Origin of the sequence: Streptomyces sp. CB02009 (assembly GCF_001905825.1) — a bacterium.
GTDB lineage: Bacteria > Actinomycetota > Actinomycetes > Streptomycetales > Streptomycetaceae > Streptomyces.
The window spans coordinates 983,218-1,000,410 of record NZ_LIVV01000002.1 but is presented as its reverse complement, the minus strand read 5'-3'; the positions used below and the strand labels follow the sequence as shown (position 1 = coordinate 1,000,410).

Genomic DNA, 17,193 nt, shown 5'->3' with positions numbered 1-17,193 from the left:
ATCCTCTCCCCCGTCGCCGGAGCAGCCGGTGTCCTCCTCCTCTGCGCCTCGATCGCCCTCGCGCTCACCCTCGGCCCGGCCGACATCCGCGTCGCGGACGCCTGGGCGGTGGTCGCCTCCCACCTCGGGGGAAGCCCGTCCGGCCTGAGCGCGATCCGGGACGGCATCGTCTGGGATCTGCGGCTGCCCCGTACCCTCCTCGCGGCCGTGTGCGGAGCCGGACTCGCCGTCTGCGGCGCGGTGATGCAGTCACTGCTGCGCAATCCGCTCGCCGACCCCTTCGTCCTCGGCGTCTCCTCCGGCGCCTCGACCGGGGCGGTCGCGGTCGTCGTCCTCGGAGCGGGCGGGGGCCTCGTGTCCCTCACCGGAGGCGCCTTTCTGGGCGCGCTCTGCTCCTTCGCCCTGGTCCTGCTGCTGAGCCACACGCTGGGCGGGTCGACCGACAAGGTCGTCCTGGCCGGAGTGGCGGCGATGCAGCTGTTCTCCGCGCTGACCTCGTTCGTCGTGATGACCGCCGCCGACGCCGAGACCACCCGGGGCGTCCTCTTCTGGCTGCTCGGCTCGCTCAGCGGCGCGGGCTGGTCGGACGTCGGCTGGTGCGCGGCCGTCCTCGCCGTCGCACTGCTGGTCTGCGGCGGACACGCCCGCACCCTCGACGCCTTCGCGTTCGGCGAGGAGGCGGCGGCGACGCTCGGCGTGGCCGTGGGCCGGACGCGGCTGGTCCTCCTCACGGTCACCGCCCTGCTCACGGCCGTCCTGGTCTCCTCGGCGGGCGCGATCGGCTTCGTCGGCCTGGTCCTGCCGCACGCGGTCCGCGCGCTCGCCGGCCCCGGCCACGCCCGGCTGCTGCCCCTTTCCGCGCTGGCCGGGGCGATCTTCCTCGTGTGGGCCGACACGCTCGCCCGTACCGTCCTCGACCCGCAGGAGGTTCCGGTCGGGGTGGTGACGTCGCTGATCGGCGTCCCCGCGTTCGTCCTCGTCCTGTACCGCACCAGGAGCACGCGATGACCGACATCTCGACCGGCGTCTCGACCGACGCATCGGCCGACGTCACGGGGCTCCGGGCCGACGGCGTGTCCCGTACGGCCGGCGGGGCGCTCGTCCTGGACGACGTGACGCTCGCACCGCGCCCCGGCACACTCACCGGACTTCTGGGCCCGAACGGTTCGGGGAAATCGACCCTGCTGCGTGTCCTGGCCGGAGTCCTCGCGCCGGACAGCGGAGTGGTGACGCTGGACGGCGACCGGCTGAGCACGGTCCCCCGCCGCACGGTCGCCGGACGGGTCGCCGTCGTCGAGCAGCACGCGGACACCCAGGTGGACCTGACGGTGGCCGACGCGGTACGGCTCGGCCGCGTCCCGCACCGCCGGGCCTGGTCCCCGTCGACGGCGGCGGACGAGGAGGCGGTACGGTCCGCGCTCGCCCGCACCGGGCTGACCGACCTCGCCGCACGCTCGTGGCGCACGTTGTCCGGCGGGGAGCGTCAGCGCGTCCAGATCGCCCGCGCCCTCGCCCAGGAACCGCGCGAGCTGCTGCTGGACGAGCCGACGAACCACCTCGACATCCAGCATCAACTGGACCTCATGGCCTTGGTCGCGGGGTTGCGCCTCACCTGTGTCATTGCCCTGCACGACCTCAACCTGGCGGCCATGTTCTGCGACCACGTGGTGGTGCTGCACGAGGGCAGGACGATGGCGGCCGGCCCCGTGGAAGAGGTCCTCACGGAGCGGCTGATCGCCGATGTCTACCGCGTCCGCGCCTCCGTGACCCGAGAAGGCCCGGACGGCCGCCCCCACATCCGCTTCCTCGGCCCGGCACAGGCACCGGCACCGGCACCGGCACCCGGCGGCTGAACGGACCCGCCAGAGGTCTAGCCGCGCGCCGTGGCCTGTGTCGAGCTGACGCACAGCTCGAACAGAGCCCAGTGGGCCTGAGCCTCGTGCAGGTATCGGTTGCCCGACAGCACGTCGCCGGCGGCGAAGGCCTGCGCCGCACGGGAGGCGTAGAACGAGGCGGCTCGCGCGTACTGCAGGCAGCGATCGTCGCGTTCGAGCTCTGACGGCAGTCCGCCCGGGCGGGCCGGCAGGCCCCTCTCCGTGGCGAGCTCCTGGAGTTCGTTCAGGCGGCCCGGCAGATCGGTGAGTGCCAGAGGGGAGTCAGTGACGTCGTCGCCCGGGGTCGCCCCGGCGACCGTCGGGTCCCGAGCCTCGACGGTGGAGCACAGGAGCGCCAACCGTCGAAAGCCGTCACCGACCGATATGTAGAAGTCCCCTGCCTTGTCATCGCCCGCCGTGTAGGCCACTTGCGCCTGCTCGTAGAAGGCCTGGGCGGCTTCCCAGTACGCCGTGCAGTCGACGGCGATGTCCGCCGTCTCCGGCTGTGGCGCATCGGGTGGCCGCTGCAGCAGCGCGGCGGCCCTTGCTGCCCGCGCGGTGCTCTCACCTGAGGACTCTCGGCCGGTCGTCATCGCTGCTTCTTCAGTGGTCGTAGTAGGAGTTGAAACCGGGTATCGCGAGAAACGGGAACACCTCGGTGGTGTCCACTTGCGCCGCGAACTTCTCCACGAAGTTGGTGCTTCGGTGGGTGTAGGTGAACACGGTGGTGATCACGGTTCGCACACTTGAGAGTGGCGAGGGAAAGGCTTCCACATTCGTCAGCGAAGAGTTTCGGGCATGTTGTCTGGCCGTCTCCGCGTAAATCTCCGGGTAGCGCATGGTCAGGTAGTTGAGGGCGCGGTGCTCGTCAGAGTTTCCGGCATTGTCCGCCAGCTGGGTGACCCTGGCGAACAGCTCACCCGCAATCTCCTGGAACGCGCCCGCGTCGACTCCGTCGGGAGAAGGGATCTGAGCGATGAAGGACTCCGTGTCGAAGGAGTAGATCTGGTCGAAGACGACCATGGGGACGACGAGACCGCCGCACTTCTCGGACGGCGCCAAGGGGCCGAGTGTGCCGATCGCCACGTCGGTGTCCGACCGGGAGGGTGAAGGACGAAGGGCCCCCAGGAGCAGATCGAGGTCCGTCTCGTCATGGGGGACGAGCAGATAGGTGTCCATGCCCTCTATCGTGAGCACCCAGCAGATCCTGCGGGCGAGGTAGCGGTTCGCCGGATCCGACAGCACGCTCTGGGCGGCCTGACTGTTGGTCAGGCTCGCGGTCTCCGCGCGGCCGGTGGCCTGGGAGAACTCCTTCTCGATGCTCAGGCTGGGAAAGCGCGCGTCGATCCGCCCGATCGCGTACACGAACTGCCGGGCCCTCTCCGGCGGTGCCGCCGTGTCGAGCGGCACATGCGGGGCTGACACCTCGGTCGGCTCGGCGGTCGTCATGCTGAGCGGACTGTCCTCCGCCGCCGCAGGTGTGACCGTCGGCTCGTGGGAAGCGGCGCCTGTGTCGAGGTCCATCAGTTCTCCCATAGGGGTGATGAGGGGGGATTGACTAGCGAGACGTGAAGCGCACCCAGCGATTGAGAGCGGCCGCCCTTTCGCGGCAGCTGCCACAAGGTGTGATCCCTGCCGACGCCGTCGCCCTCTTGATGGCGTCGCCGAGGCCGACGTCCTCCTCGATGACGAAGCCCGGTAGGCGCACCCGGAAGCGGGGGCCCCGCGCCTCGGCATCGGATGTCGAGGGAGAGGCCTGAGGCTCGCGCCCTGCCGGCTTCGGCGATCCGTCTGCGTTCATGGCAACGGCTCCGGAACTGTCGACGACGCGGCCCGGACAAGGGTGACCGCGTTCAGCAACGGCGGGACGATCCGCCGTCTGGCGGACGGGGGACCTGACAATGCCCGCAGGAGGAGGGCGGCCGGCGCCGCGGGGGCGGCCGACCACGCCAGAGCCAGCGCGCCGGTCACGAGCACGGTCGACAGGCTGGTACCGCTCAGCCGCAGCACGCCGCCCCCCGGCGCGAGTGTCTCCACCGCCACTCCCGGGGCACGTACTCCACGGCGCCCGGCGGAGGCGCACAAGTTGCCGTTCGGGAGCGGCCTCCCTGCTCCGTCGCATGAGGTGACCGGAACGACGTGGGGGTGGGAGACGAGGGACGAGCCACTGACCCGGCCCTGGTTCCCAGCCGCCACGACCACGATGACTCCCCGCTGCGCGGCGAGGTCGAGGGCGTGCCCGAGGACCTCGACGGGGAAGCCACCATGCTCGAATCCGGCACTGATGTTGATGATCCGCGCGCCTGCCGCCACGCACTCCTCGACGCCGTCAGCCAGGTCACGCGGTCGGGAGGTGGCCGGTCCGTACTGCTCGAAGATCGGTCGGACGAAGACCCGGCAGTCAGGGCAGATACCCGGCGCGTCGCCGTTCCTCCTGGCAGCGAGGACCCCGGCCACCGCCGTCCCGTGCCTGGCTGACCGGCTGTCGGGCGGTGGTGACTGCGGAGGCGCCAGGGCTCCCTCGGCGAAGCCTGGATGACGGGCGTCGACGGGGCCGTCCAGAAGCCCGATGATGACGGAGGGGTCTCCCGCGGAGGAGGACATGACCCGGTCCAGGCCCGTTGTGCGTGACCAGCTGGATCCGACCACGGAAAATCACCTCCGGCTGGTTCGGAGCCGTCGACCCGTGGATATCCGGCCTACCCGCTCACGTGGCACGGCGGATGCGGGGAGTGGAGGCACTGCGCAGTGATCTGAGCGCAATGGCAGTAGCAGTTCGCGGCGTCCGGAGAGGAGGCGCAGAAGCCGGCGCACATCTGCCCGATCGAGGCGCAGTCCTCGTAATGCCCTCCCATGGGGATGATGTCCCGCCCGCTGGAAATCCCCTGATGGTGGACGGGATACGTGTGAGAGCCTCGATAAGAAGAGAATTCGGCGGTCAGCAGAGGAAACACGAGTTCCACCTCGCTCGCAGCATCCGGGGAACCGGGTCGGCGTGAGCCGTGCGCAACCGAGGTCGGGGAGGCCGTGCCCTCGGTTGTCAGTCCATACATGTCAAGCCTAAGGGGACCAGGGCTCGCTGTCATTCTTTCGGTTGTTGAACCGGCGTCCGGATGACTGCCGTTGCGGGGCCCCGGATATCGGCTTCGTACGGGAACCGCATGTCCACGAAGGCGCGGTCCGAACTCCGCGTCGAGGTGCCCGCCGACTGGCCCTTCGCCCAGCGGTGGCTGGACGGCCGTTCGTACCGGCACCGGAACCCATCGCCGTAGGGCCGTCGTAGTGCCGGGCGCGGCCGGGCAGGCAACTGGGCAGGGGCCCCGCGCTACGGCCGGACGGCTCGACGGCCGACCCGCCGGGATCCGGCGCGTCCTCCGGTGATGAGATGCGGACGCTGTCCCCTCCGGGCAGAGTGGGAGGGACCTGTCCGTACCGAGGTGGTCTCCTGTGGTCCCGCGGGCTGGAGACCGGGACGAAGTGAAGCGAGGATTGTCGTGACGTCGGAGTGATCGATGTTCCGCAGACGGCCGGCCGACAACAGCGAGGACCTTCTGGTCCGGCTCGGGTCGCTGACCGCCAGGGCGCGGGACCTGGCCGAGACGCAGCGTTCTCGTGTCGAGCTCGCCGTGGCCCTGCAGCGCGGCATGCTGCCCTCCGACCTGCCCAGCTTTCCGGGCGCCCGGCTGGCCGTCCGCTATGAGCCCGCCAACCACGGGCTCAACGTCGGCGGTGACTGGTACGACGCCTTCTCCCTGCCCGGCGGGCGGATCGGCATGTCGATCGGTGACGTGCAGGGACACAACATCGAAGCCGCCGCCTTCATGGGACAGGTCCGCGTGGCACTGCGCGCGCTGGCCTCCGTCTCCGCGGACCCGGGAGAGCTGCTCGGTCGCACCAACGACCTGCTCGTCTCTCTGGGCGCCGACCTCTTCGCCACCTGCACCTTCCTGCGGCTCGACCCCGCTGCCGGCACCCTGGAGTGCGCCCGTGCGGGGCACATCCCGCACATCTGGGCCACCGCCGACGGCCGCTCCGGCATCGACGACAGCGAGGGCGGGCCTCCGCTCGGTGTGCTGCGCGGCGTCGACTACCCGGCCACGCGCCGCCGGCTCACCGCCGACGGCGTCTTCGTCCTCCTGACCGACGGGGTGGTGGAGGGGCCCTCGCTCCACGTCGACGAGGGTCTGGACCGGGTGACGAGGCTCGCCGGGATCTCCGCCGCCGCCGGGCTGGACGTCGACGGGCTCGCCACCGCCGTCATGAAGCTGGCGGCCACGGTGGGGCACGAGGACGACGCGGCCGTCCTGGTCGTCGGCCACGACGGCGGTCCGGCCCGGCCGGCGGCCACGGAGTGAGGGGAGGCGACTCGCCTCGGGCTCGGGTCGGCGCTCGGGCCTGGGGCGGTCCTCGGGCCCAGGTCGGTCCTCGGACCCGGGTCGATCCTCGGATCCAGGTCGTTCCTCGGACCCGGGTCGATCCTCGGACCCTGGTCAGTCCTCGGACCGTCTAGGGCCCGTGACGGACGGCGGCGCCCGACACGCAGGGGCCTTGCCCGGTCGTGGCGGCCCGGCCGGTGTCTGATGGCTGACGTGTTGGATATTCGGCAGTTCCGGTCCTCTACGCAGGCGGCTCTGATGTCGCTGGCCGTCGCGGTGTGCTACTACGCGGCCGGACGACTCGGCCTGTTGGGACGCCTCGTCGTGGAAGGCGTGGTGGTCACCCCCATCTGGCCTCCCACCGGCGTCGCCGTCGCCGCCCTGCTGCTGCTCGGCGTGCGGGTCTGGCCCGGGATCGCCCTCGGCTCCTTCCTCGTCATCGCCTCCCTCACCACTCCCGGGCCCACCACCGTGGTCACCGTGGTCAGCAACACCGTCGCGCCGCTCTGCGCCTTCCTGCTGCTGAGCCGGGCCGGCTTCCGGCTCGACATGGCGCGCCTGCGGGACGGACTCGCCCTGGTCTTCCTCGGCGGGTTCGGCGCGATGCTGATCAGCGCGACCGCGGGGGTCGGGCTGCAGGTGGCGAAGAGCTCCCTGGACGAAAGCGAGTTCTGGCCCGTCTGGCTGGCCTGGTGGGTGGGCGACACGATGGGGGTGCTGCTCGTCGCGCCGCTCCTGCTCGTCCTCGCGGGGCCGGCCGGACGGTTCCGGGCACGGCGCTGGAGGGAGGCGGCCTTTCTGGGGCTGGCGACCCTGATCCTCATGCCCATGGCCGTGCTCAGCCCGATGAGCATGCTCTTCCTCGTCTTCCCCCTGCTGATCTGGGCAGCGCTCCGCTTCCAGCTCGTCGGGAGCATGCTGTGCGCGCTCTTCGCCTCCGTGCTCGCCACCTTCGAGGCGAACTCCGGACGGGGCGCGTTCCTCCACCTCTCGGACGTCGAGATCATGGCCAAGCTCCAGGCGTTCAACGGTTCCGCGGCCCTGACCGCCCTGCTGCTCGCCGCCGTCATCACCGAGCAGCGTGCGACCCGCCGCTCGGTGCGCCGCGCCTGCCAGGAACTGGCGGAGGTCCTGGAGCACCTCGCGGCGGGCGAGCCCTCACCGGAGCCACCCGGCCCCGCCGAGAGCCGGGCAGCCCCACCCGGCGGGCACCGGAGTCCGTGACCCCCGCGCCGGAGCCGGCGCAGGGATCAGCAGCCGTACGACAACTGCGAGGCATGGGAACCAAAGGGGCCGGCGCGACACGTCGAGCTGAGCCGTGACCTGAAGCTGACGAACCTCCCGGGCGGCAACTGCAGTGCAGGCTCGATAGCCTGGGCGGCATGAGTGACGGCATCGCGTGGATCGGCGCACACCACCACACTCCTGCAACTGCCCAGCCGGGGATGCTCGGTGGCATCTCGCTGACCCTGGCGAGAGGTGTGGCGACCGACGAGTTCCTCATCAATCTGGGGGCCGACCTCGACGAGTTGAGCGCGCGTACCCCGTGCCGGGAGCTTCGCGTGACGGATGGGGGGTCCGGCCGTTCCTCCTCTCGAGCCAACCGCGCCATGTACGGCGTCTGCGGTGAGTGGACGTACGTGGTGGAGGACTGGGGCATGGCCACGTGGGCGACCGGCTACCAGGGCAAGGTCGAGTCGATGCTGCCCTGCAAGGGCGAGGAGATTCTCTGCCTGACCGCCAACCGCTTCAGCCCTCCGGCCTTGGTCATCCATGCCCCCGGGGAGTGGGCGTTCCGGGCCGACTTCGGCACCGACACCGGGCAGGGCTCGGACCTGGACGCCGCCCTCAGCGCCGCGGGCGCGGTGTTCCCGTCGATGCCGGAGGCCGGCGAGGCCGAGGTGGTCGAGTACTTCGAGGAGCATGGTGAACGTCTGCCGGAGCTGGTGTTCGCCGCTGTCGGCGCCTACACGGGCGTGACCATCGACGAGGATGCCGTGCGGGCCGGTGACCTGCCCGGTGTCCTGCTTCTTCCGGCCTGATCGTCGGGCATCGTCGGGCATCGTCGGGCATCAAGGGAAGCGGCCCCCGCCCTGTTGTCAGGGTGGGGGCCGTTGTCGTTTGCGCCGGTGTCGTTACGCCGCGGTCAGCTTGCAGATGACCGGTTGGCCGCCGCCGGTGCCGTAGGCGCAGGTGCCGCCGTCATTCATCCGGGTGTCCAGCCAGTACGCGTCCTTGTCCATGATCCTCATGTCCCGCATGAAGGTCGCGAAGTGGTTGCCCATCGATTCCTGGTTGTGCATGCCGGAGATGGCCGACCGGCCGCACACCTCGGTGAAGGTGGGGTCGGTGCCGTTCAGGGAGAACAGGTGGACCAGGGTGCCGTGCTTCTTGGCGTAGGTGCCGATGCACGCCGCGCCCGTCGGAGTGGTCCCGCCCGGGAGCAGCGCGGGGTTCATGCCGCCTTCCGCGGACGACATGCCACCGCTGTTGTACGAGGAGGCGAAGGCGAACTCGTCGCAGTTCAGTGCGTCGGCCGCGTCCACCAGTGCGGAGGCGTCCCCGTTCGTCGCGGCCCACCCGGTGGGGCAGATCCGGTTGCGGCTGCGGGAGTTCTGCGCGCTGTCGCCCATGTAGTACAGGGGCTTCCGGTCGGCCATGGATCCCGGATGGTGGGGGGTGGTCTTCTGGATCAGCCACGCGTGGGCCGCAGCCTGAGGGAAGGCCTTGGCGTTGAGGAGGTACGTGGGTGCGTGGTTGACGAAGACGCAGCCCGTGCCCGGTCCGGCGTTGGTGGTGTCGCATCGGATCCGGTCGAGGTCCTCCGTACCGCCGTCGTAGTCCAGGGACCACTGGTATCCGGTCATGAACGGGCGGATCTTGCCGTCCGAGGGCAGGATGTTCGCGTCGATCTTCACATCCGGCTTGTACAGGTACGCGTTCCCGGCGGCCGTGGCGTCCCAGGTGTACGAGGTGGTCAGCGACGCGGAGTGCATCTCGCCCGGTACCCACCACGTCTTGCCCTGCCACGCGCTGTGGTCGGGCTCGTGCGGCGTGCACGACCCCTGGCACAGGTGGTTCACACCCACGAAGTTGATCTCACGGAACGCGGTGGGGATCTGCTGCGCGGGCTCGATCGTCAGGTGCTCGGTGAAGCTGTTCTGTCCGTCGAGCTCGAGCATCCGCAGGAACATGAAGCGAGCGGTGGCCTGGATCACGCCGTCCATGCGGATGTAGACCGGGACCGACCTGACATCGCACTCGGTGAACCGGGTGGCGAGGATGTTCTCGAAGTCGGTGTTGCACCACTCCACCCCGGCCGCGGCGCCTGCGGTCCTGGCGCCACTCCTGGGCGACGAGCCCTTGGCCGCGGGCGTCGACGTGCCGAAGCACACCTGCCGCCCGTCCGCGTCCGCCTCGCCTCACTGCTCCACCGCCGGCCTCGACCGCGCGGACAGCGGCGTACCGGCCGAGTCCTTCGGCTTGGTCTGGTAGTAGTTCGGCGGCGTGTTCAGCGACGTCGGGTCGGGCGCGCTGTAGTCGGGTGTCGGCAGCGTCAGATCGACCGGCAGCTCGACACGGAACTTCGCCCACGGCGACCACGAGGTCTCGTACAGGGAACCGTCGAACGCCGAGGTGTGGAACACGTAGTTCGTGTTCAGCGCCAACTTGCCCACCGGCACGTCCACCGTGACCGTCGTCCCCGTCGCCACGTAGGGGGAGACGATGACGCCGTACTCGTTGTCGGCGATGGGCACCTTCTTCAGCGGCTTGCCCGCCGCGTCCGCGGTCCACACCTCGAACGTGAGCGTCGACTTGTCCCCGTCGGCGTCCGTCACCTTGTTCTTGAGCTGGACCTTGTGAGAGGTCACCCGCTGAAACCCGCCGGGCGCGGCGTTCCGCGACAACGGGGCAGCCGTCGGGCTCGTCCCCGAGACCGGCCTTGCCCCCGCGGCAGCCACGCGGGAGAGGTTCTCCGGCCCGGCAGCGGGCCGGGTCGAGGGGGCGGCGTTCGGGTCGGGCCGAGCGGCCGGAGCCGTCCCTGCCGCACCGGCCACCCCGCCGGCACTGAACAGCACCATGGCCGCCGTACCGACGGCTATCCGTGAGAGTGCGTGCTTCCTTCTGGTCCCTAACTTTCCAAACAACACATGTCCCTTCGGCCCCGCCCCTCGAAATCCGGGACAGGACGTTTCTGGTCTGTGTCGCGCCACCCCCTTCCTACGCGGCTCGCCGATCGCCGTGCAACGCACCCAATGCAGGGTGAACCACCCTCTATTCGGAGGTAGCGAAAGTGATCTGACGCACGGTTGTACGAGCTGCCGTGGGGACCTTGTAAAGGTGCCCACACATCCGTCGGCTGCCGTGGCGTCCACCTCCCGGGGCAGCGGCACGTGGCGGTGGCCGACCGGCTACGGGCGTTCGTCACGGGCTACGGAGACGGCTACGGAAGCGGTTTCGGAGGCGGCTACCGAAACGGTTACGGAGGCGGCTACGGAGAGGCAGCGGTCGGGTTCTCGGAGTCCTCTCCCCGCTGGGAGCGCTTTGCCCTGAGGACGCGGAGACGCCGACGGGTGACCGGGGCGGTCCGTTCCGTGACCGGGCCGCCCGCTCGCCCGCCGTTCGGGCCGGTGCTAGACATGGACTATGGCCGGATTCCTCGGCCGCCTGCGCTCCGCGTTGAGCGTCCGCACCGTCGCCCGCCAGGTCTTCTCCCTACATGCGGCGATCGTGGTGCTCCTCGTCGTGGCCGCCGTGGTCGCCCTCGTCCTGCAGTCTCGGGCGGACAGCGAGCGGGAAGCGCGCAACCGGTCCCTCGCCGTGGCCGAGACCTTCGCCAACGCGCCGGGAATCGAGGAGGCCCTCGCCGGTCCCGACCCGACCGCCGTGCTCCAGCCGCGCGCCGAGGAAGCGCGAAAGGCGTCGGGCGTCGACTTCCTCGTGGCGATGACCACGGACGGGATCCGCCTCACCCACCCCGATCCGGCATAGATCGGAAAGCCGTACATCGGCACGATCGGCCCCGCCGCGGCGGGCGGGACCGTCAGGGAGACCGTGACCGGCACCCTCGGCCCGTCCACCCGCGCCGTCGTCCCCGTGACCGACGCCGAGGGCAAGGTCATCGCGCTGGTCTCCGCAGGGGTCACGCTCGACGCCGTGAGCGGAGTCGTCGACCATCAGCTGCCGCTGCTGTTCGGCGCCGCGGCGGCCGCGCTGGCGGTCGCCACCTTCGGTACCGCTCTGGTCGGCAGGCGACTGCGCCGCCAGACCCGCGGCCTGGGTCCCGCCGAGATGACCCGCATGTACGAGCACCACGACGCGGTGCTGCACGCCGTGCGCGAGGGCGTTCTGATCCTCGACGGCGACGGTCGGCTGCTCCTGGCCAACGACGAGGCACGCAGGCTGCTCGGCCTGAGCCCGGACGCGGAGGGCCGGCTCGTCCGCGAACTGAGCCTCGCCCCGGACATAGCCGGGCTGTTGGCGTTCGGGCGTACGGCCACCGACGAGGTGCACCTGACCGGCGACCGGCTGCTCGCCGTCAACCAGCGGCCGACCGACCCCGGAGGCGGACCGTCCGGCTGTGTCGCGACGCTGCGGGACACCACCGAGCTGCAGACCGTCACCGGCAGGGCCGATGTGGCGCAGGAACGCCTGAAGCTGCTGTTCGACGCCGGACTGGAGATCGGCACCAGCCTCGACGTCGAGCGGACCTCCCAGGAGCTGGCGGACTTCGCCGTACCCCGGTTCGCCGACTTCGTCGCCGTCGACCTGGCCGACCCCGTGCTGCGGGGCGAGGAGCCGTCGGGGAGCGGTGCGGCGATGCGCCGTGTCGCGTTCCGGGGCGTCCGGGACGACACACCGCTCCACCCTCCCGGCAAACTGATCCGCTTCGTCCCGTCCACCCCGCAGGGCCTCGGTTTCGGCTCGGGTGAGACGGTCCTGGAGGCGGACATGACGGCCTTCGCCGGCTGGCAGGCCCAAGACCCCGAACGGGCCCGGAGACTGGTCGAGGCCGGCGTCCATTCGATGATCGCGGCTCCGCTGCGCGCCCGCGGCGTCATCCTGGGTGTCGTCACGTTCTGGCGGTCGCGCACCGAGCCGTTCGAGCACGACGACGCGACACTCGCCGAGCAGCTGGGCGCCCGTGCGGCGGTCACCATCGACAACGCCCGCCGTTTCACGCGCGAGCACACCCTGGCGGTCGCCCTGCAGCGCAGCCTGCTCCCCCGCGCGCTGCCGGAGCAGAACGCGCTCGACGTGGCCCACCGCTACCTGCCCGCGCACGCGGGCAGCGGCGGTGTCGGCGGGGACTGGTTCGACGTCATCCCGCTCCCCGGCGCCCGCGTCGCCCTCGTCGTGGGCGACGTCGTCGGGCACGGGCTGCACGCCGCCGCCACCATGGGCCGGCTTCGCACAGCGGTCCACAACTTCTCCTCCCTGGACCTGGCACCCGACGAACTCCTGTGGCACCTCGACGAACTGGTCACCCGGATCGACCAGGACGAGAGCGGCGACGGTCCTCCGGTCACGGGCGCCACCTGTCTGTACGCGCTCTACGACCCGGGCACCCAGGTGTGCGCGATGGCCCGCGCCGGGCACTTCGAACCCGTCGTCGTGCGCCCCGACGGCAGCGCGGCGTTCGCCGCCGTACCGGGCGGCCCGCCCCTCGGGCTCTCCGGGCTCCCGTTCGAGACCGCTGAGATTCGGCTCCCCGAGGGCAGCGGCCTCGTTCTCTACACCGACGGTCTCGTGGAGGACCGCACCCGCGACATCGACGAGGGGCTGGAACTGCTGCGGCGTACCCTGGCCCGTCCCGGCCGCACGCCCGAGCAGACCTGCAGCGCGGTTCTGGACGCGATGCTGCCCGAGCAGCCCTCGGACGACATCGCGCTGGTGGTCGCCCGCACGCGTGCGCTCGGCAGCACCCGTACCGCGGCCTGGGACGTCGCACCCGATCCGTCGGCCGTCGGCCAGGTGCGAGCCGCCGTCGCCCGCACGATGGCCGAGTGGGGTCTGGAGGAGGAGTCGTTCACCACCGAGCTGATCCTCAGCGAGCTCGTCACCAACGCCATCCGCTACGCCGCCGAACCCGTCCGCGTACGGCTGATCCGTGATCGCGCCCTGATCTGCGAGGTCTCGGACGGCAGCAGCACCGCTCCGCACCTGCGGCGCGCGGCGACCACCGACGAGGGCGGACGGGGCCTGTTCCTGGTGGCCCAGTTCGCCGACCGCTGGGGCACCCGCTACACGGCGGAGGGCAAGGTCATCTGGACCGAACAGCCGCTTCCCGCCATCGCGTCGGACGGCGGGCGGTGACGACCGGTGGCGCCTAAAGGCGGTGGGACTTACGGCCGGAGCGGCCTACGCCCGGTGGCGCCTACGGCCGGTGGCGCCCACGGCCGGTGGCGCCTGAGCCCGGTGGTGCCTACGCCCGGTGGCACCTACGGCTGGTGGTGGCTACGCCGGGTGGCGCCCACGACCGGTGGTGCCTGCGCCCGGTGGCGCCCACGGCCGGTGGCGCCCACGGTCGTAGGCCGCTCCGGATCCGACCCTGCGGAGGGCTGTCCGGATGGCGGACAGCCGGTTGTAGGGTGTCCGCCATGCCCTGCGTACTCGTGGTCGAAGACGACCCCAGCATCCGTGCCTCGCTGATGGAGATCCTCGCGGAGCACGGCCACGCGGTGCGCAGCACGGGCGACGGGTTCGGCGCGCTGCGCGAGGTCGCGCAGGGCTCGCTGGACGCGGTGGTGCTGGACCTGGGCCTGCCCGACCTCGACGGCGGCGACGCGCTCCGCATGATCCGCGGGATATCGAACGTGCCCGTGGTGGTCGCGACCGCCCGCGACGACGAGAGCGAGATCGTCAAGCTCCTGAACGCGGGCGCCGACGACTACCTCGTCAAGCCGTTCTCCGGAGCACAGCTCCTGGCCCGGCTCTCGGCGGTGCTGCGGCGCACCGCGGTCCCCGCCACGGTCGCCGGACAGGCCGCGGCCGCCGATCCGTCGAGTCTGGTGACGGTCGGCGAGCTGACCGTGGATCCGCCGGCGCGTTCGGCCTATCTGGCGGGGCGCGAACTGGTCCTCACGCGGCGGGAGTTCGACCTGTTGGCCTTTCTCGCCCGGCACGCCGGCACGGTGGTGTCCCGGCACCGGCTGCTCGCGGAGGTGTGGCAGGAGGCGTACATCGAGGACCAGACCATCGACGTGCACGTGTCGGCGCTGCGCCGCAAGCTCGGCGAGCGGGCCTCGGCACCACGCTATCTGCGCACCGTGCGCGGGGTGGGCATCAAGCTGGTGGCGCCGCGCTGAGGAGGGTCAAGGGGGGCTCAGGGGGCACTGGAGGCTCAAGAGGGAGTGCCGGAAGTCCTGTGTCCACCAGGGGACTCCGTCGGTGCTGACGCCGACGCCGATCTCGGTGAAGCCGCAGTTGAGGATATCGGCCCGGTGGCCGGGGCTGTGCATCCAGGCATCCATGACGGCGGCCGCGTCGGCCTGTCCCTCGGCTATGTGCTCGCCGGAGCGTGACCAGGCGTATCCGGCCGCCTCGATGCGGTCCTGCGGCTGGGAGCCGTCGGTTCCCGTGTGGGAGAGGTTGCCGGTGGCGGCCATGCCGTGGGTGTAGTCCTGGGCCGCCTCTGTGAGGTCCGCGTCAACCGGCAGGGCCTTGCAGCCCGCGGCGGCGCGTTCGACGTTCACGAGGCGTACAACCTCCTCGGCCTCACTGTCGCCTGCCGGGCGGGCAGCCCTGTCGGGCTCGGTGGCCGACGGCTTCACGAGGGGGGATAGGCGGCGCGGACCTGGGCTTCTGCCCGCCCGGGGACGCGGAACGTCCAGGCGCCCTGGCGGTGGCCGAGGAGGGCGGGGAGGCCGGGGGCGCGGTCGGCGCGGTGGAGAGGGTCGTCACGTCTGTGGGGCGACCGACGGGGACGACGGTGCGGTGGTCGGCAGCCCGGTGGTCGCCGCTTCGGTGGTCGGCGCTCCCGTGGCCGGCGTCGGACCCGGCGGGCCGCTGCCCAAGGCAACCGATGCGGCCGTGAAGAAACGGCTTGTCCCGGTCTCCCGCTGGCCCATCACCGCTCTGTTCGGACGGCATCTCGCCTCCTGCAATGTCGTCACCGGCCGGACCAGCGTTCACGGTGACCTCGTGCGTGCAAGCACGCCGTATCGATACGGAGTGCACTCACCTAGGGAGTGTCTTACGGATCTTGCCGTCAGCATGTCAGGGCGGTGGTCCCGCCTTCCTGTGCTGCAAGAGCCCCACGCGCTGTCCGCGCTCCTTTGGCCTCAGCTCGCCGGCCCGAGCCCCTCCGGGAGGGCGGTCACCACGAAGGCGACGGCTTCCTCCGGCGTCTCGGTGCGCGCGACCAGCCTGCCTTCGTTCCCCACCTCGTACAGCCCCTCGTGGTGCGGACAGATGACGTACCCGATCCGCCGCTTCCAGATCTCCTCGACACTGGTGGAGAACCAGAGGTTGAAGTGGCTGTTGACCGGCATCAGCTGGCGGAGCACCGGCTGGGCGTACGCCGCAGCCAGCAGTGCGTTGGCGCGCGGGTGGTCGTACGGCGGCATGTGGATGAGGTCGAGCTTGACGCGCCACGTCAACTCGACGACACCGAACGGCTCCCGCTCGTGGTCGAGGGCCCAGGGCCTGAACTGGATGAACGAGGCGTGAGCCTTGGTCTCCTCAAGGCCCGCGCCGCCCGTCCACGCTGCCGTCGCCCTGACCACTTGGTCCAGGTCTGCGGTCCACCCCCAGGCCAAGGGTGTGCCGTTTTCCTTGAGGGTTACCTGAAATGTCCGATGCCTCTCGCCGGGTGGACACACCATCACGCGCCGGCCGCTTCTCGCCTCGACGTACTCTGCGAGGCGTCCACGCTCCCGGTCCGACTCGGGCAGGACAAGCCCGAGCCCCTCGGCCGTACGCCCCAGCGCAGCCCGGAGGGCGCCGTCATCGTTCCAGACATTCTCGCCAAGCCGCGCCCCGAAGTTCATCGCACCAGTGTGACCGAACACTCCGGCCTGACGACTGCCGCTTTCCGATCATCGGATCGTTGACTGACCCGCAGCGCGCGCATAGAGCCGATGTTTCCGGATCGGACGCCGAAGCGGGGCGGACGCTGGCGTGATCACCGGCAGGTGATCGACGCGATCGCGTTCAAGTACCGCACCGGCACACCGTGGATGGACCTGCCCGAGCACTTCGGGTCGTGGAAGGGCGTCCACAGCCGCCTACGGAAATGGGCCGCCGACGGCACCTGGGAGAAGGCCTTCGCCACGCTCCTCGCCCAGGCCGACGCCGAAGGCGACCTCGACTGGGTCGTCGCAGTCGACTCCACCATCGTCCGCGCCCACCAGCACGCCGCCTGGGCACGTCAAAAGGGGCTCCGGCTGGCGAGCCGCAAGATCATGCCCTCGGACGGTCCCGCGGCGGACTGACCACCAAGGTCCACCTCGCCGCAGACGGCAACTGCCGCCCGCTCGCGTTCATCCTCATGCCCGGCCAGGCCGGTGACGCGCCCGCGTTTCCCGAGGTCATGGCCCACTTAGGGGTGCCCCGGCCAATCGGCCGGCCCCGGATCGCACCGGACTCGATCGTCGCCGACAAGGCTCATTCCTCCCGCGCGATCCGGACCCACCTCCGCCGACGCGGGATCCGGGCCGTGATCCCGCAGCCCTCCGACCAGGCCGCCAACCGCAATCGCCGCGGCAGCCAAGACGGCCGCCCGCCGGCCTTCGACCGCGAGGCCTACAAGCAGCGCAACACCGTCGGGCGGTGCATCAACAAGCTCAAACAGTGGCGCGGCCTGGCCATCCGCTACGACAGGACCGCCACCACCTACCTCTCAGGACTCCACATCGCCGCCATCTTCATCTGGTCAGCGAGATGATCCAAAGAAACGCCCTGGTCGAATCAACCCACACAGACTGGCTCTGTTCACGTCG

Annotated in this window: 13 protein-coding genes and 2 pseudogenes; 8 read left to right on the top strand and 7 right to left on the bottom strand. The window is 70.9% G+C overall.

Features of this window, described 5'->3' with window-relative positions; all coding sequences use genetic code 11:
* Positions 1-1,008 carry a FecCD family ABC transporter permease gene (locus AMK27_RS11565; RefSeq protein WP_073906046.1) on the top strand — a complete coding sequence of 336 codons (1,008 nt, stop codon included), beginning with the start codon at positions 1-3 and terminating at the stop codon, positions 1,006-1,008.
* Entirely contained in the window at positions 1,005-1,853 is an 849-nt protein-coding gene (locus tag AMK27_RS11560; protein WP_073905248.1) for an ABC transporter ATP-binding protein, read from the top strand. Before AMK27_RS11565 ends, AMK27_RS11560 begins: the two co-directional genes overlap by 4 nt.
* A 17-nt stretch (positions 1,854-1,870) precedes the next feature.
* Here AMK27_RS11560 and AMK27_RS11555 read toward each other — a convergent pair whose 3' ends face one another.
* The 3 genes from AMK27_RS11555 to AMK27_RS11540 all read right to left on the bottom strand — a co-directional run bounded on the left by AMK27_RS11555 (position 1,871) and on the right by AMK27_RS11540 (position 4,478).
* Positions 1,871-2,467 carry a hypothetical protein gene (locus AMK27_RS11555; RefSeq protein ID WP_073905247.1) on the bottom strand — a complete coding sequence of 199 codons (597 nt, stop codon included), beginning with the start codon at positions 2,465-2,467 and terminating at the stop codon, positions 1,871-1,873.
* 10 nt (positions 2,468-2,477) lie between these two features.
* Positions 2,478-3,398 carry a cyanobactin maturation protease PatG family protein gene (locus AMK27_RS11550; RefSeq protein WP_241847427.1) on the bottom strand — a complete coding sequence of 307 codons (921 nt, stop codon included), beginning with the start codon at positions 3,396-3,398 and terminating at the stop codon, positions 2,478-2,480.
* A gap of 273 nt (positions 3,399-3,671) precedes the next feature.
* A complete protein-coding gene (locus AMK27_RS11540) occupies positions 3,672-4,478 on the bottom strand; it encodes a S8 family serine peptidase (protein WP_073905245.1) in 807 nt (268 codons plus the stop codon).
* Positions 4,479-5,386: 908 nt separating this feature from the next.
* Between AMK27_RS11540 and AMK27_RS11535 the strand changes: the two genes are divergently transcribed.
* The 3 genes from AMK27_RS11535 (at position 5,387) to AMK27_RS11525 (ending at position 8,292) form a co-directional block, all read left to right on the top strand.
* Positions 5,387-6,229 (top strand): PP2C family protein-serine/threonine phosphatase, encoded by an 843-nt coding sequence (locus tag AMK27_RS11535; RefSeq protein ID WP_073905244.1) that lies wholly within the window; start codon positions 5,387-5,389, stop codon positions 6,227-6,229.
* A gap of 225 nt (positions 6,230-6,454) precedes the next feature.
* Positions 6,455-7,474 (top strand): MASE1 domain-containing protein, encoded by a 1,020-nt coding sequence (locus AMK27_RS11530; protein ID WP_079188353.1) that lies wholly within the window; start codon positions 6,455-6,457, stop codon positions 7,472-7,474.
* Positions 7,475-7,632: 158 nt separating this feature from the next.
* Complete coding sequence (locus AMK27_RS11525) at positions 7,633-8,292, top strand: hypothetical protein (protein WP_143204846.1); 660 nt, start codon at positions 7,633-7,635, stop codon at positions 8,290-8,292.
* A gap of 93 nt (positions 8,293-8,385) precedes the next feature.
* Here AMK27_RS11525 and AMK27_RS11520 read toward each other — a convergent pair whose 3' ends face one another.
* A complete protein-coding gene (locus AMK27_RS11520; RefSeq protein ID WP_143204845.1) occupies positions 8,386-9,645 on the bottom strand; it encodes a hypothetical protein in 1,260 nt (419 codons plus the stop codon).
* Positions 9,646-9,672: 27 nt separating this feature from the next.
* On the bottom strand, positions 9,673-10,122 hold the full coding sequence (locus AMK27_RS11515) for a hypothetical protein (protein WP_073905237.1): 450 nt from the start codon (positions 10,120-10,122) through the stop codon (positions 9,673-9,675).
* A gap of 775 nt (positions 10,123-10,897) precedes the next feature.
* Here AMK27_RS11515 and AMK27_RS11510 point away from each other — a divergent pair.
* Positions 10,898-13,567 (top strand): annotated as a pseudogene (locus tag AMK27_RS11510) (SpoIIE family protein phosphatase).
* A 284-nt stretch (positions 13,568-13,851) separates the two neighbouring features.
* A complete protein-coding gene (locus tag AMK27_RS11505; RefSeq protein WP_073906042.1) occupies positions 13,852-14,559 on the top strand; it encodes a response regulator transcription factor in 708 nt (235 codons plus the stop codon).
* A 6-nt stretch (positions 14,560-14,565) separates the two neighbouring features.
* Here AMK27_RS11505 and AMK27_RS11500 read toward each other — a convergent pair whose 3' ends face one another.
* The gene (locus AMK27_RS11500) at positions 14,566-14,946 is read right to left on the bottom strand and encodes a CAP domain-containing protein (protein ID WP_073905236.1); all 381 of its coding nucleotides are present in this window, start codon (positions 14,944-14,946) and stop codon (positions 14,566-14,568) included.
* A gap of 588 nt (positions 14,947-15,534) precedes the next feature.
* Positions 15,535-16,011 carry a DUF6193 family natural product biosynthesis protein gene (locus AMK27_RS41765; protein WP_143204844.1) on the bottom strand — a complete coding sequence of 159 codons (477 nt, stop codon included), beginning with the start codon at positions 16,009-16,011 and terminating at the stop codon, positions 15,535-15,537.
* 321 nt (positions 16,012-16,332) lie between these two features.
* Here AMK27_RS41765 and AMK27_RS11485 point away from each other — a divergent pair.
* Positions 16,333-17,138, top strand: a pseudogene (locus AMK27_RS11485) (IS5 family transposase).
* Positions 17,139-17,193 lie beyond the last annotated feature (55 nt).

Bases quoted from the DNA above. Each gene is read 5' to 3' on its own strand.
- AMK27_RS11560 (WP_073905248.1), top strand. From the start codon at position 1,005: ATGACCGACATCTCGACCGGCGTCTCGACCGACGCATCGGCCGACGTC.
- AMK27_RS11555 (WP_073905247.1), bottom strand. From the start codon at position 2,467: ATGACGACCGGCCGAGAGTCCTCAGGTGAGAGCACCGCGCGGGCAGCA.
- AMK27_RS11550 (WP_241847427.1), bottom strand. From the start codon at position 3,398: ATGGACCTCGACACAGGCGCCGCTTCCCACGAGCCGACGGTCACACCT.
- AMK27_RS11540 (WP_073905245.1), bottom strand. From the start codon at position 4,478: ATGTCCTCCTCCGCGGGAGACCCCTCCGTCATCATCGGGCTTCTGGAC.
- AMK27_RS11535 (WP_073905244.1), top strand. From the start codon at position 5,387: ATGTTCCGCAGACGGCCGGCCGACAACAGCGAGGACCTTCTGGTCCGG.
- AMK27_RS11530 (WP_079188353.1), top strand. From the start codon at position 6,455: ATGGCTGACGTGTTGGATATTCGGCAGTTCCGGTCCTCTACGCAGGCG.
- AMK27_RS11525 (WP_143204846.1), top strand. From the start codon at position 7,633: ATGAGTGACGGCATCGCGTGGATCGGCGCACACCACCACACTCCTGCA.
- AMK27_RS11505 (WP_073906042.1), top strand. From the start codon at position 13,852: ATGCCCTGCGTACTCGTGGTCGAAGACGACCCCAGCATCCGTGCCTCG.